The 13698-nt window shown below is 61.4% G+C and carries 12 protein-coding genes; 11 read left to right on the forward strand and 1 reads right to left on the reverse strand.

The annotated features are described in order from the left end of the window. Positions 1-27: 27 nt before the first annotated feature. The 5 genes from Q666_RS63675 to Q666_RS63695 are packed head-to-tail and all read left to right on the forward strand — an operon-like array spanning position 28 to position 5728. Positions 28-1023 carry a thiamine pyrophosphate-dependent dehydrogenase E1 component subunit alpha gene (locus Q666_RS63675; RefSeq protein ID WP_023001710.1) on the forward strand — a complete coding sequence of 332 codons (996 nt, stop codon included), beginning with the start codon at positions 28-30 and terminating at the stop codon, positions 1021-1023. An 11-nt stretch (positions 1024-1034) separates the two neighbouring features. Further along, positions 1035-2033 carry an alpha-ketoacid dehydrogenase subunit beta gene (locus Q666_RS63680; RefSeq protein WP_023001709.1) on the forward strand — a complete coding sequence of 333 codons (999 nt, stop codon included), beginning with the start codon at positions 1035-1037 and terminating at the stop codon, positions 2031-2033. Then, the gene (locus Q666_RS63685; RefSeq protein WP_023001708.1) at positions 2023-3366 is read left to right on the forward strand and encodes a biotin/lipoyl-containing protein; all 1344 of its coding nucleotides are present in this window, start codon (positions 2023-2025) and stop codon (positions 3364-3366) included. The genes Q666_RS63680 and Q666_RS63685 overlap by 11 nt, the downstream gene beginning before the upstream one ends. 16 nt (positions 3367-3382) lie before the next feature. Further along, positions 3383-4813, forward strand: coding sequence for an NAD-dependent succinate-semialdehyde dehydrogenase (locus Q666_RS63690; RefSeq protein WP_023001707.1), 1431 nt, complete (start codon positions 3383-3385; stop codon positions 4811-4813). Between the two features lie 9 nt (positions 4814-4822). After that, positions 4823-5728, forward strand: a complete 906-nt coding sequence (locus tag Q666_RS63695) for a 2-oxo acid dehydrogenase subunit E2 (protein WP_023001706.1) — start codon at positions 4823-4825, stop codon at positions 5726-5728. Between the two features lie 273 nt (positions 5729-6001). Here Q666_RS63695 and Q666_RS63705 read toward each other — a convergent pair whose 3' ends face one another. Continuing rightward, positions 6002-6640, reverse strand: a complete 639-nt coding sequence (locus Q666_RS63705) for a TetR/AcrR family transcriptional regulator (protein ID WP_023001704.1) — start codon at positions 6638-6640, stop codon at positions 6002-6004. 145 nt (positions 6641-6785) lie between these two features. On the opposite strand from Q666_RS63705, the gene Q666_RS63710 reads away from it, so the two are divergent. The 6 genes from Q666_RS63710 (at position 6786) to Q666_RS63735 (ending at position 13563) form a co-directional block, all read left to right on the forward strand. Next, positions 6786-7619: a xanthine dehydrogenase family protein subunit M gene (locus Q666_RS63710; protein ID WP_023001703.1), complete on the forward strand. Its 834-nt coding sequence runs from the start codon at positions 6786-6788 to the stop codon at positions 7617-7619. Further along, entirely contained in the window at positions 7616-8116 is a 501-nt protein-coding gene (locus tag Q666_RS63715; RefSeq protein WP_023001702.1) for a (2Fe-2S)-binding protein, read from the forward strand. Before Q666_RS63710 ends, Q666_RS63715 begins: the two co-directional genes overlap by 4 nt. Further along, positions 8113-10494, forward strand: coding sequence for a xanthine dehydrogenase family protein molybdopterin-binding subunit (locus Q666_RS63720; protein WP_023001701.1), 2382 nt, complete (start codon positions 8113-8115; stop codon positions 10492-10494). The genes Q666_RS63715 and Q666_RS63720 overlap by 4 nt, the downstream gene beginning before the upstream one ends. Positions 10495-10542: 48 nt before the next feature. Next, complete coding sequence (locus Q666_RS63725) at positions 10543-11598, forward strand: C4-dicarboxylate TRAP transporter substrate-binding protein (protein ID WP_023001700.1); 1056 nt, start codon at positions 10543-10545, stop codon at positions 11596-11598. Between the two features lie 76 nt (positions 11599-11674). Then, entirely contained in the window at positions 11675-12238 is a 564-nt protein-coding gene (locus Q666_RS63730) for a TRAP transporter small permease (RefSeq protein ID WP_023001699.1), read from the forward strand. Then, on the forward strand, positions 12235-13563 hold the full coding sequence (locus Q666_RS63735; RefSeq protein ID WP_023001698.1) for a TRAP transporter large permease subunit: 1329 nt from the start codon (positions 12235-12237) through the stop codon (positions 13561-13563). The genes Q666_RS63730 and Q666_RS63735 overlap by 4 nt, the downstream gene beginning before the upstream one ends. Positions 13564-13698: the final 135 nt, after the last annotated feature.

A 13698-nucleotide genomic window follows, 5' to 3' on the forward strand; every position in this document is an offset into this window, starting at 1 on the left:
GGCTGGGCCCAGTCAAGGGACAACAAGATGAGCGCTGCGAAGAAAAAGAAACACAACACGGAAGAGTATCTGCGCATGTACACGCAGATGGTGCGCATCCGTGCCTTCGAGGACAACGCCAACCAGCTTTACCTGTCGGCTAAGATGCCGGGCCTGACCCACATGTATTCCGGTCAGGAAGCCGTGGCCGTCGGCATCTGCGAAGCGCTGACGCCCGAAGACAAGATAACGTCGACGCACAGGGGGCACGGTCACTGTGTCGCCAAGGGCGCGCATTTCAAGGAAATGTTCTGCGAGCTTCTGGGCAAGGAAGAGGGCTATTGCCGGGGCAAGGGCGGGTCGATGCATATCGCCGACCAGGCCAACGGCAATCTGGGTGCCAACGCCATTGTCGGCGGCTCCATGGGCATTGCCACCGGATCGGCACTCACCGCCAAGCGTCTGGGCACCGGGCACGTCACCGTGTGTTTCTTCGGAGATGGCGCGACGGCACAGGGGCTCTGGTACGAGGTCATGAACATGGCCGCGCTCTGGAAGCTCCCTGTCATCTATGCCTGCGAGAACAACGGCTACAGCGAATACACCAGGACCGAGGAAATCGCGGCGGGTTCGCTGACCGCCCGGGCCGAAGCCTTCGGTATCGAGAGTTTCAAGGTCGATGGACAGGATGTACTGGCCGTGAACAAGCTGGCGGGAGAGCTCGCCGCCCGCTGCCGAAAGGGCGAAGGCCCGTTCTTCATCGAACTCGACACCTATCGCTATCACGGCCACCACGTCGGCGACATCAATCGCGACTACTACCGCACCAAGAATGAAGAGACGGAGTGGAAGTCTGCGCGCGACCCGATCACCAACTTCGGCAAGTGGCTGATCGACCAGAAGATCATGACCGCCGACGAACTGGTGGCCATCGACAATGAAATCGCCGCCGATGCCGAAGCTGCCGTCAAATATGCGCTCGACGCGAAATATCCGGATGTGCGGGAAGTGGACATGCATGTCTACGCCGGCACGGCCGCCTGAGGGGGGACGCCATGACACGTGAAATCACCCTGTCCAGGGCCGTCAACGAGGCCATCGCGGAAGAAATGCGCCGGGATCCGTCGATCATTCTCCTGGGCGAAGACGTTGCCGAGGCCGGAACGCCGTTCAAGGTGCTGTCCGGCCTGGTGGAGGAGTTCGGAACAGACAGGATAATCGACACGCCGATATCCGAACCCGGCTTCATGGGCATTGCCGTTGGTGCGGCGATGACCGGACTGAGGCCGATCGTCGACCTGATGTTCGGTGATTTTCTCTATCTGGTCATGGATCAGCTCTGCAATCAGGCCGCCAAGACCCACTATATGTCAGGCGGCAAGCTGAACGTGCCGCTGGTCCTGCGCACCAACATGGGCGCGACCCGGCGCTCCGCCGCTCAGCACAGCCAATCCCTGCAGGCGCTTGTCGCCCACATACCGGGACTGAAGGTCGCCATGCCGTCTTCTGCTTACGAGGCAAAGGGCCTGATGAAGACCGCAATCCGGGACAACAATCCGGTGGTCATCTTCGAAGACAAGCTGATGTACAACGACAAGGCCCCGGTGCCGGAGGAAGAATACCTGATCCCCTTCGGTCAGGCGCACATCAAGCGCGAGGGTCGGGACGTCACGCTGGTGGCGACCTCCTCCATGGTGCAGGTGGCTGAGGAAGCAGCGGAAACGTTGTCTCGCGAGGGCATCAGCGCGGAGATCATCGACCCGCGCACGATCGTGCCGCTGGATGAGGAAACGATCCTGAAGTCCGTCCGCAAGACGTCGCGCGCCATCGTCATCGACGAAGGCCACCAGAGCTACGGCGTGACGGCGGAAATTGCCGCACGCATCAGCGAGAAAGCTTTCTACCACCTCGACGCGCCGGTCATCCGCATGGGCGCCATGGACGTGCCGGTGCCATTTTCGCCTGCCCTTGAAGACATCACCGTGCCGAATGCTGCAGGAGTTGCCGACAACGCGCGCAAGATCTGCCGCGGGGAGCTGGTCCATGCCGCATGAGGTGATCATGCCCGCGCTCGGCATGGCCCAGGACAGCGGCCAGTTGCTGGCCTGGCACAAGAAACCGGGAGAGGCGGTCGCCGCTGGCGATGTGCTTTTCGAGGTGGAAACCGACAAGGCCGCCATGGAAGTGGAGGCGCAGAAGGAAGGCTATCTGACCGACGTCTCCGTGGAAGCAGGCAGCGATGTTCCGGTTGGACAGGTGATCGCGATGATCTCTGAAACCCCGGAAGGGGCTGTAGAGGCAGGCAATGCGCCTTCACCGGAGAAGACCGTCGATACGGCAGAACCCGCACCGAGCGGCGTGGAGGCCGGGGAGGATGAGCTTCCAGACGGACATCAGGTGATCATGCCGACACTCGGCATGGCTCAGGACACGGGCCTTTTGGTTGCCTGGAGCAAACAGCCCGGAGAAGCCGTTGCGGCTGACGACATTCTCTTCGAAGTGGAAACGGACAAGAGCACGGTTGAGGTGAATGCCGGCCGCGACGGTTTCGTGGCCGCGCTTCTGGCGGAAGCGGGAGAGGAAGTGCCTGTCGGTCAGGCGATCGCGGTGATTTCGGCGCAAAAACCGGACAAGGCAGTGTCGCGCAAGGCGGCTGGAGCACGAACCTCTGCAGCCGGTGAAACAGCGCCGGAGCAGCAGGAAAAGACGGAACCTGTTAACACGCCTGCACCTTCTCCTGAAAAACGAGTGGCGGCCAAGACAGCGCCCGGGGTGGCCGGGAGAGTTCTTGCGTCCCCCAAGGCACGGCGGCTTGCGCAGGAACAAGGGCTGGACCTGCAGCGTCTGGCCGATGCCGGCCATCCCCAGCCGTTTCACGTCAAGGATCTGGAGACCCTCAAGACCCTGCACGTGGAAACAGCAGCGGCAAGTGCCACGGCGCAGCGCTTCGAACTCAGGGCAGAGGTATCGGGTACCGGATTTGCAGACTTCGTGGCCTGGGCGAAGGACAACGGCGGGCAAGCCGATCAGGCAGCTCTGCTAGCCGGATTTGCGGCTGCCAGTTTCGGGAACTTTCCCGCCAAAGTCCGCGTTGAGAATATGTGGCAGTCGCAAGCCTACTCCGCTGCTTCGCTATGGCTTGGTCAGGTCAAACCGGCGGACGATGATCAAGAAGTGGATCTGCTGGTGCGTGACCTGAGAGCAAGCCGCATCTCGGCGCTTCAGCTTGATGCAGGCAAATGCCCTGTCATCAGCATCCTGCGCCAGGGGGAGGATCTCGCTCTGGTGCTGGAATGGACCGGTGACCGAGTGACCACGCCTCAGGCGATTGACCTGCTTTCCAATTTCGCGGGTCGGATGGAGCAACCGCTCCGCCACCTGCTTTGAACCGATGGGGACCATTATGGACCATACCGATCTCTACATTAACGGCACCTGGTGCGCGGGAGCGAGCGGCGAAAGGTTCGACGTTCTGAACCCGGCAACCGAAGAGGTGCTTGCCTCCGTTGCCTCCGCAGACATCAAGGACGCGGATGCCGCGCTGAATGCAGCGGAAGCCGCGATGGCAAAATGGGCCGCCAAAACGCCGCGCGAACGTTCTGAAGTGCTGCGCAAGGCGTGGGAATTGATGACGGCGCGGCTGGAAGACTTTGCCCGCATGATCACGCTGGAAAACGGCAAGGCGCGCAGTGACGCCATGGGCGAGGCGACTTATGCCGCCGAATTCTTCCGCTGGTTTGCCGAAGAAGCCGTACGCGCCGACGGCCTCATCACCCATGCGCCTGCCTCTGGCGCGCGCATCATCGTGCAGCACAAGCCTGCTGGACTTGCGGTTCTGGTCACGCCCTGGAACTATCCGGCGGCCATGGGCACCCGCAAAGTCGCTCCGGCTCTGGCCGCCGGCTGCGGGGTGATCATCAAACCGGCTTCCGAAACACCGCTGACCATGCTGGCGCTCATGCCCCTCCTGGAAGAAGCCGGCGTTCCGGCTGGCCTTGTCAATGTGCTGCCTTCCAAGCGCACCGGCGCGCTTGTCGATCACATGCTGCACGACCCGCGCGTGCGCGTCGTCTCCTTCACCGGTTCCACGGCGGTTGGCCGAAAGCTGCTGCATTCTGCGGCTGATCAGGTCCTCAAACCGGCGATGGAACTTGGTGGCAACGCGCCGCTGATCGTCTTTGACGATGCCGACCTTGATGAGGCGGTGCAGGGCACGATGCTGGCCAAGATGCGTAATCTCGGTGAAGCCTGCACGGCGGCCAATCGGATCTATGTACACGAAGCCGTTGCCGACGACTTTACCCGCCGACTTGTCGAAGCCATGAAAAAACTGAAAGTCGGGGACGGATCTGACCCGGACGTGGATGTCGGTCCGCTGGTCAATGCGGAAACCCGCGACAAGGTTGCGGATTTCGTTCGTGATGCCGTTGAGAAGGGGGCGAAGATCGAAGTCGGTGGCGACCTGCCGGGCGGGAAGGGCTTTTACTATCCGCCCACGGTTCTGTCGGGTGTGCCCGAGACGGCCGACTGCGTGCACGACGAAATCTTCGGGCCCGTCGCCGCCCTCCAGACCTTCACCGATCAGGACGACGTGATCCGCAGGGCCAACGACACGGAATACGGTCTGGTTGCCTATGTCTTCACGAAGGACATGAAACGCGGCCTGCAGGTCTGCGAGAAGCTGGACTACGGCATGGTCGGCTTCAACCGCGGCCTCGTTTCTGATCCGGCGGCTCCCTTCGGCGGCACCAAGCAGTCCGGTCTCGGCCGTGAAGGCGGCCATGAAGGCATGCTGGAGTTCATGGAAACCCAGTATATTTCGGCAAGCTGGTAGGAGGTGGAGATGTCCGACGTGATCGCACCGCCTTCGGTCAGGGCGCTGGCCCGGCAGAAGGGCATAGACATAGAGAAACTCGCGCGCGACATCGGACGCACGTCCATCGCCCGCGAGGATGTGGAAGGCGAAGGCGATACTGGGATGCCGCCTTCGGTCTCAGCTTCTCCAGTTGAAACAGGAGACCGCGGGTACTGGGACGTCGACCACGCGCTTTCTGGCCCCATAACGGAAGAACCGGTTTCAAGGTTCGCGCAGGTTGCCGCGCAGAACATGGCCGCGGCCCAGCGGCTCATTCCCGCCGTCACGCATCATGACCGCGCGGAGATGACCGCCATTGAAGCCCTGCGCAAGGAATTGCGGACGGAAGCTGGCGAACGCGGCGTGAAGCTGACGGCACTGGCCTTCCATGCCAAGGCCTTGTCGAAGGCCCTGCGGGAATTCCCGAAGTTCAACGCTTCTCTCAGCTCGGACGGCAAGACGCTGTTCCTGAAGAACTACGTGCACCTTGGCATCGCGGTCGACACCGCCCACGGCCTGATGGTGCCGGTGATCCGGGACGTTGACCGGAAAGGCCTCTGGCAAATCGCGGCGGAAATCGCCGACCTTGCCTCCAGAGCACAAGAGCGCAAGGTGCGCCCTGATGAAATGGGCGGTGCGTCCATGACCATCACCAACCTCGGCGGGATCGGCGGCACCGCCTTCACACCTATCGTCAACCCACCCGAAGTCGCTATTCTCGGTATCACTCGCACCGAAGTGACCCCCGTCTGGGACGGGGAGGCTTTCCAACCCGTCCAGATGGTACCCCTCGATCTCAGCTACGACCACAGGGTCATCAACGGCGCCGACGCCGCGCGCTTCCTGAGCTATTACGCGGGTCTTTTGAAAGAGCCTCGGCGGATGTTGATCTGACGGGCTGTTTGCTGGATTTACCTCACTGCAAGATTGAGGTTCCCGGAATGTGTGTAGCTGCCTGGGAGCTTGTGGACGCTATGCGGTCCTTGAAAAACCTGAGGAATAGCCGGAACGACGTTATCTCTGTTCTCCACGAAGTTACCGAAATCGCGTTTCCGACTGTCCAGCTGCGCTTGGAACAGATTTGGAGCCTTGCCGCGCGTGTGTCTCTCCGGGTGCGGTGAATGAGAATGAGCCGCTTGAACAGCGGACAACCTCTTCAGCACCAGCTCAAGGGCAGGGACTGATTCCGAACGACAGCAGGAAACGGTCGATCGCTCTTGATATGGCCTCGGACGGATCGTCCGGGCAGGGGGTTCGGTAGATGTGCTGTCGGATGCCGATGTAGACGATGCCGCCGTGCAGGTTCCAGATATCTTCCATGACCGGTGTGACGCCGGAACTGGCCTCGTGCTCGATCTCGCCCAGGAGCGGCAGCAGGATGACGTCACCCAGATGTTTGAGATAGCGTCGGTTGAGTTCTGCGCCATAAAGGCCGGAAAACATGAAAATCCGCATCCACTCGTACTGGAAGATGAGTGTGCTGTATTCGGTGTAGAAATCGAGCAGGCGACGACGCAGCGGCACTTCCCGGTCGGTCAGCCGCTCCGGCCAGTCGGGAGAAAGACGCCCGAGGTACACCTTTTCGTAGACCGCCTCTATGAGGTCGTCCTTGGTGGCGAAATAGTTGAAAAGCAGCGATTGCGTGACGCCGATACGCTTGGCGAGATCGCGTGTGTTGCCGTCAAGGCCGACCTCGGCGAAGAAGGCGACGGCACCTTCAACGATCTGCTGGCGGCGTTCGGAAGGGGGCAGCCTGCGACGGCTGGAAGTGTCCCCCGTTTCGGCGACATCGGTCATTCCATTCATGTTCCTTTTCCTGCCTCCCTCATACGGCACGCAATAATCTACTTGCAATCTTCCGATTTTTATAGATCATCTGATCAATAAAGTTGAGCAGATGCTCAATAAGCGATGCTGGAGGGCGTCGCGATGAAATCGGGAGGGAGACGCCATGAAGGCATCGGCGGGCGGTTATGCCCGGGCATCCAGTTTGCGCAACGCGCTGGAAATGCTGGCCGCGAGCGACGGCAACGGCCGCGTGCTTGCAGGTGGCCAGAGCCTGGTTGCGGCCTTGAACCTGCGTCTCTCCGCAGGCGACGTCCTGATCGACATTTCCCGCCTGAGCGAGCTTTCCGGGGTAACCGAAACGCAGGATGGTCTGCGGATCGGCGCGCTGACATCGCATGCGGAGATTGGTCGTAACCCGCTGATCCGGCAGTCTGCTCCGCTTCTTTCACAGGCGGTGGAATTCATCGCCCATGCTGCGATCCGCAACCGCGGCACCATAGGTGGTGCGCTGGCTCATGCCGATCCGGCTGCGGAGTTTCCAGCCTGCGTTCTGGCCCTTGGCGCCACGCTACATGTGGAGGGCCTCAACGGCTCGCGGGACATACCGGTGCAAGATTTCTTTCAGGACATTTTCGAAACGGCCATCGAGGAGGGGGAAATCCTGACCGGCCTCTCGGTCCCGAAGGCAGAGCCCGGCGAAAAGCAGGTCATCGTAGAGGTTGCCAGGAGATCCGGCGACTATGCCCTTGCCGGAGTGTGCCTCGTCACGCGCGCCGATGGACACCGGCTGTCGCTTTTTTCCGTCGGACCCAAGCCGGTCCTTGCCGAAGGGGCCATGGCCGCTCTCGACCAGGGCAACATTGATGGCGCCGTTCAGGCTCTTCAGGCGGAAATCGACCCACCGTCGGACACCCAGGCAAGTGCCGCTTACCGCCGCCACCTTGCCGGTGTCCTCTTACGCCGCGCCGCCGCCAGGATCGAGGGAGGAAACGCATGACGGAGATGTTCCGCGACAAGATCGACATCAGCCTGACCGTGAACGGGGAGCCCGTCGAGGCGCGTGTTCCGGCAGGTCAGCATCTCGTTGATTTCCTGCGTGGCGAGCTTGGCCTTACCGGCGCCCATGCAAGCTGCGAACACGGTGTCTGCGGTGCCTGTACACTGAAGGTCGACGGCAAAGCCGTGCGTGGCTGCCTGATGCTGGCCGCCCAGGCGGACGGTGCCGACGTCTGGACAGTGGAAGGCCTGTCGGACCTGGGCGCGATAAAGGATCTTCAGGACGTCTTTGTCGAGCGCAATGCGCTCCAGTGCGGCTTCTGCACACCCGGTATGCTGGTTGCCATTAACGAGCTGCTGGAGGCCGGCGGCACGCCGTCGCGTGATCAGATCCGCGAACATCTGTCGGGCAATTACTGCCGCTGCACCGGCTACGAAGCCATCGTGGATGCGGTTGAATCGGTAGCGCGTGTCCGCGCAAATAAGGGGGCCGCATGACCATTCAATTCGGTAATCCGGACCGGCCCAATTCCTATATCGGCAAGACGGTCCCCCGGCCCAATGCCCGGCGTCTGGTCCAGGGACGCGGGGTCTATGTGGACGACATCGTGCTGCCGCGCATGGTCCATGTCGCTTTTGTGCGCTCGCCCTTCGCGCACGCGAAGATCAACCGTATCGACGCCGAGGATGCAAAATCGGTGAAGGGTGTGCTCCGGGTCTTCACGGGCCAGGACATCGCCGAGGTCTGCAAGCCGTGGGTCGCTGTTCTCGCCCATCTGAAAGGCCTGAAATCGCCGCCGGAACACGCAATTGCCGTTGACCGAGCCTGCTGGGTCGGCGAACCGGTGGCAGCCGTTGTCGCGACCTCTCGCGCTGCTGCCGAGGATGGCGCGGCTCTTGTCGATGTTGACTACGAGCAACTGGACGTCGTCACCGACATGATGACCGCGCTCGATCCTGAAACGCCGGTGCTGCATCCGGAAATGGGCGACAACCTCGCCTTCCGGCGCCTGCACGAACAGGGGGACGTGGACGAATCCTTCCGGACCGCGCACAAGGTCGTCTCGGCGCGCTTCGTCACCGGACGGCACACGGGCGTGACGCTGGAGCCGCGCTCGATCCTGGTCGACTGGAACCCGGCCGAGGAACAGATGACCGCCTGGCATGCGACGCAGGCGCCCCACATGATCCAGACAGTTCTGGCCACCCATCTCGACTTGCCGGAAAGCCGGGTCCGGGTCATCTGCGAGGACGTCGGCGGCTCCTACGGCATCAAGGTGCATGTCTATCCGGACGAAATGGCGACGGCGGCAATCGCCAAGATCATGAAACGGCCGGTGAAATTCATTGCCGACCGGCTGGAAAGTTTCTCCAGCGACATCCACGCCCGCGATCATCAGATCGAGGCGAAGATTGCAGTTGGAGAAGACGGCCGGATCCTCGCAATGGATGTCGATGACTGGACGGCGATCGGCCCATATTCGGTCTATCCGCGCACCTCCGCCATCGAAGGCAACCAGGTGGTGAACCTCTGCGGTGGCCCCTATGACTTCCAGAATTACCGGGCCAGGACCACGGTCGTCTTCCAGAACAAGACGCCGACCTGCCAGTACCGAGCAGTCGGCCATCCGATCGCGGTCGCGATCACCGAAGGCCTGGTGGATATGGCGGCCGCCGAAATCGGCATGGACCCGGTCGAGATCCGCCGGCGCAACATGTTCAGGGATGATGCCTATCCGGTGACGTCTCCCGCGAACATGCGCTTCGAGGGGCTGTCGCATCACGCCTCCATGGACAAGCTTCTGGAGCTGATGGATTACGACGGCTTGCGAGCCGAGCAGGCAGAGCTCCGCAAGAAGGGCATTTACAGGGGCATCGGTATTGCAAGCTTCATCGAGCTGACCAATCCCTCGCCCTTCATGTACGGTATCGGCGGCGCGCGCATTTCGGCACAAGACGGTTGCACGGTGCGGATGGATCCGGACGGATCGATCGTTGCGCTGTCCGGCGTAACCGAACAGGGGCAGGGCACCGAGGCGATGCTGAGCCAGGTGGTTGCCGAGGGGCTTGGCGTGTCACCTGCGCGTGTACGCGTCATTACCGGTGATACACAAGTGACGCCCTATGGTGGCGGCACCTGGGCGTCGCGCGGGGCTGGTATCGGCGGCGAGGCTGCGCTGCAGGCGGCGCGGGCGCTTCGCGATTCCATCCTTGAGGTGGCCGCTTCCATGCTCCAGGCCGATCAGGCGCAGCTCGACATCCGCGACGGCGCTGTGGTCGACAGCACTTCGGGCGAAGCCCGCATGCCGCTCGAAGAGCTCGGCCGGATCGTCTACTTCCGCGGCGACACATTGCCGAAGGGCCTGCCGCGGGAACTCGTCCAGACACGGCACTTCATCACGTCCGAATATCCCTTTGCCTTCACCAACGGCATCCAGGCCTCCTACCTCGAGGTCGATACGGAGACCGGCATCGTGAAGCTGCTGAAGCATTGGTGCGTCGAGGATTGCGGGCGGGTGATCAATCCGCTTCTCGTGGACGAGCAGATCCGGGGTGGCATCGTTCAGGGACTCGGTGGAGCGCTCTTTGAGGAAATCCACTACGACGCGGAAGGCCAGCTCCTGAACGGCTCGATGGCAGACTACCTCGTGCCGATGGCAGCTGAAATGCCCGACATGATCATCGGTCACGTTGAAACGCCGACGGAGGAGAGTTTGCTCGGGGCCAAGGGCGCGGGCGAGGCGGGTACTGCTGGGTCTCCGGCCGCCGTCATGAATGCGATCAACGACGCCCTGCGGCCCATGGGCGCGCAAGTGACAGAAATGCCGTTCACGCCTGAACGGATCGTGAGAGCACTTGGAACCTTGAATGACTGAACCAGAGGAGCCTGGGAGGATAAGGCTCCGAATGCAGGGAGGAAAATCATGAAGTTCGTAACATTGGCAACCGCAACGGCCATGCTGGCCAGTTCTGCCGGCCTCGCCGCCGCGCAACAGGCGATCACGGTCAACATCGGTTCGTCGCACCCGGAACAGAACATCTGGGTCTATGCGATGAAGAACACTTTCCAGCCGGAAGTGAACCGGATCCTGGAAGCCGCCGGCGAATACAAGGTCGACTGGGTGGAGTCCTATGCCGGCACGCTCTACAAATTCACCGACACGCGTGAAGCCGTCATGGACGGCATCGTCGATGTGGGCATGGTCGGCACCGTCTGGGAAGGTGCGAACATGCCGCTCCAGAACGTGACCTACTTCACGCCGTTTGCCACGGAAGACCACAAGATGATCATCGAGATCTTCGATGATCTTTCGGCAAACCTGCCGGAGCTGCGTGACAGCTGGGCGGAAAACGGCATGGTTCATCTGTCATCGCTCATTACCGACAGCTACGACATCTATGCCACCTTCCCGGTCAACTCCATGAAGGATCTTGAAAACCGCAAGCTCAACGCCCCGGGAACCTCGGCCAACTGGTTGCGCGGAACGGGTGCAACGCCGGTCGATGGTGCACTGACGACCTACTACACCAACATCCAGACCGGCGTGACCGAAGGTACGCTGTCCTTCGCGTCGGGCATTCTGCCGACCCGCGTCTATGAAGTCGCGCCTGAACTCACCCGCGTGGGCATCGGCTCGATGTATTTCGGCGGCATCGCGGCCAACAAGGACTTCTTCGACGGTCTGCCGGAACCAGTCCAGGCCGCCTTCCGGGAAGCTGCGAAGGCAACTTCCGCGGCACACGGTCAATATGTCGAGGATCTTGCCACGCGAGCACTCAAGGAAATGCAGGAAGCGGGTCTGACGATCCACGAACTGCCGGAAGCAGAAAAAACCGCCTGGGTGAACGGACTGCCGAATATCGTGGAACCGTGGCTGGAACAGACCGGCGATGCCGGCCGTGTCGTGCTGAAGGCCTATTTCGACGCCCTGCGCGCACGCGGTGCGGAACCGCTGAGGTCCTGGGACGAAGGGCTCTGAGAGCGGCCTTGCCTCACACCTCTCCCGCCCGGCATCTTGTCCGGGCGGGTTTATTGAGAGCGAACTGGACGTAACGATGACGGATGAGACCAGAACCGAGGCCGACGACGCCTATGTCCCGGCATTCTCGGAAGCGCCTTTCGGCGCAATGCTCGGCGGCACGGCCGCCATCATGTCATCGGTCGGTACACTTTCCATCGGCGCGCTCATGATACTGATCGTCGCTGATGTCCTTGGTCGAAACTTCTTCAACGCGCCGATTACCGGCGTTGCGGAAATTGCTGCGCGCACCGTTGTTGCCATCGTCTTCCTGCAGGTTGCCGCTGCCATCCTGCAAAAGCGCCTGACCCGGGCCGATTTTCTCGTCCGGCGTCTTGAAAGCGTGTCGCCGAAAGGTGTCTGCCTGATCGAGGCCCTGTTCTCCCTTTGCGGCGTCATCGTGTTCGGTCTCATTCTCTGGGCTTCCTGGCCGAAATTCGCCAGTGCCTGGGCGACGTCCGAATTTTTCGGCGTCCAGGGCGTCTTCACCATTCCGACCTGGCCCTTCCGGGGCATAACGGTCCTGGGCTCGGCGGTGGCTGTTCTGGCCGCGTTTTACCGGGCGCACACAGAAATTCGCATGTTCCGGAGCTTTTCATGACGACGTTGACCATTGGCTTCCTGCTTGTCGGCGCGTTGATCGTTCTGGTTCTGCTCGGCATGCAAATAGCCTATGCGCTGTTCCTGGTGGCCTTTGCCGGGATATGGATCATCCGCAATAACATCGACCTTGCCTTCAGGATGCTGGAGCTGACCGTCTACAGCGGCATTGCCGATTATCTGTTTGCGACCATTCCCCTCTTCGTCCTGATGGGGCTGCTGGTGAGCGTTTCCAACGTCGGGCGGGACACCTTCGAAGTTGCAGAGGAACTGCTGCGCCGGGTCATCTGCGGGCTCGGGGTCGCGACTGTCGCGGCCAACACGATCTTCGCTGCGGTCACCGGCGTTTCCATTGCCTCGGCGGCGGTATTCACGCGCGTCGCAGTCCCTGAAATGGAGCGTCACGGGTATCGCCCGGCCTTTGCTGCCGGCACGGTCGCGGGCTCGTCGGTACTCGGTATGCTGATCCCGCCGAGCTTGCTCCTCATTATTTACGGGGTTCTGGCAGAAGTCTCCATCGGTGGCATGTTCATCGCCGGCATCGTGCCGGGGCTGATGCTTGCCGGTGGCTTCGTAACAATGCTCGTTGCCGTGACCGTCCTGTTCCCGGGTTTCGTTCTCACCGATCCGGCTGCTGCGAAGGAGCGCCGGCGCGACAGCGCGATCGAACCGATGCCGCTTGGCCGGATGATCGCCAAGCTGGTGCCGATCATCCTGCTCGTGGTTCTGGTGCTCGGCGGACTTTATTCGGGATATTTCACACCAACAGAGGCTGGCGGTGTCGGCGCCTTCGGTGCGCTGCTGGTTGCGCTTTCACGCCGTTCCCTCAACCGCCATAACCTGTGGCGGGTGATGAAGCAGACCGGCGTGATCTCGGTATCGATCCTGCTGCTGCTTGTCGCTGCCAGTTACTATTCGCGCATGTTGTCGATCGCCGGCCTTCCCAACGCCATCGCAAGCCTCGTCAACGAAACCGGCCTCGGCCCAATGGGCTTCATGGTTCTGTGCTCGGCGCTCATTCTCGCCATGGGCATGATCCTCGACAGCACGTCGATCCTCCTGATCATGGTGCCTATCGCAGCGCCCATCGCGCAGCACATGGGTATAGACCTCAGCCAGTTCGGCATCGTCATCGTGATCGCCGTTGAAATCGGCCTCCTGACGCCGCCCTTCGGCATCTCGGTGTTCACGGTGCACAATACGCTCAACGATCCGGACGTTTCCGTCGAACAGATTTTCGCGGGCACGATGCCATTCATCGCGGTCATGCTGCTGGTTTTGCTGCTCGTTATTCTGCTGCCCGGCATTGCCACCTTGTTCTTGTGATGGAAAAAACAATGCGAGGATCTTCCGTTTGTCCAGGCAACACCTTCTTTCGCGGCCCTGAAACCGAACGACCTCGTTGGTGACAGCCTTTTTGACAAGACACATTGATGAGGCGGTGCAGCCTACCGGCTGGTG

Source organism: Labrenzia sp. C1B70 (genome assembly GCF_000475395.1).
Classification (GTDB): domain Bacteria; phylum Pseudomonadota; class Alphaproteobacteria; order Rhizobiales; family Stappiaceae; genus Roseibium; species Roseibium algicola.

What these genes read in the sequence shown, in the direction of transcription:
- Q666_RS63675 (WP_023001710.1), top strand. Translation starts at nt 28, where the DNA reads ATGAGCGCTGCGAAGAAAAAGAAACACAACACGGAAGAGTATCTGCGC.
- Q666_RS63680 (WP_023001709.1), top strand. Translation starts at nt 1,035, where the DNA reads ATGACACGTGAAATCACCCTGTCCAGGGCCGTCAACGAGGCCATCGCG.
- Q666_RS63685 (WP_023001708.1), top strand. Translation starts at nt 2,023, where the DNA reads ATGCCGCATGAGGTGATCATGCCCGCGCTCGGCATGGCCCAGGACAGC.
- Q666_RS63690 (WP_023001707.1), top strand. Translation starts at nt 3,383, where the DNA reads ATGGACCATACCGATCTCTACATTAACGGCACCTGGTGCGCGGGAGCG.
- Q666_RS63695 (WP_023001706.1), top strand. Translation starts at nt 4,823, where the DNA reads ATGTCCGACGTGATCGCACCGCCTTCGGTCAGGGCGCTGGCCCGGCAG.
- Q666_RS63705 (WP_023001704.1), bottom strand. Translation starts at nt 6,640, where the DNA reads ATGAATGGAATGACCGATGTCGCCGAAACGGGGGACACTTCCAGCCGT.
- Q666_RS63710 (WP_023001703.1), top strand. Translation starts at nt 6,786, where the DNA reads ATGAAGGCATCGGCGGGCGGTTATGCCCGGGCATCCAGTTTGCGCAAC.
- Q666_RS63715 (WP_023001702.1), top strand. Translation starts at nt 7,616, where the DNA reads ATGACGGAGATGTTCCGCGACAAGATCGACATCAGCCTGACCGTGAAC.
- Q666_RS63720 (WP_023001701.1), top strand. Translation starts at nt 8,113, where the DNA reads ATGACCATTCAATTCGGTAATCCGGACCGGCCCAATTCCTATATCGGC.
- Q666_RS63725 (WP_023001700.1), top strand. Translation starts at nt 10,543, where the DNA reads ATGAAGTTCGTAACATTGGCAACCGCAACGGCCATGCTGGCCAGTTCT.
- Q666_RS63730 (WP_023001699.1), top strand. Translation starts at nt 11,675, where the DNA reads ATGACGGATGAGACCAGAACCGAGGCCGACGACGCCTATGTCCCGGCA.
- Q666_RS63735 (WP_023001698.1), top strand. Translation starts at nt 12,235, where the DNA reads ATGACGACGTTGACCATTGGCTTCCTGCTTGTCGGCGCGTTGATCGTT.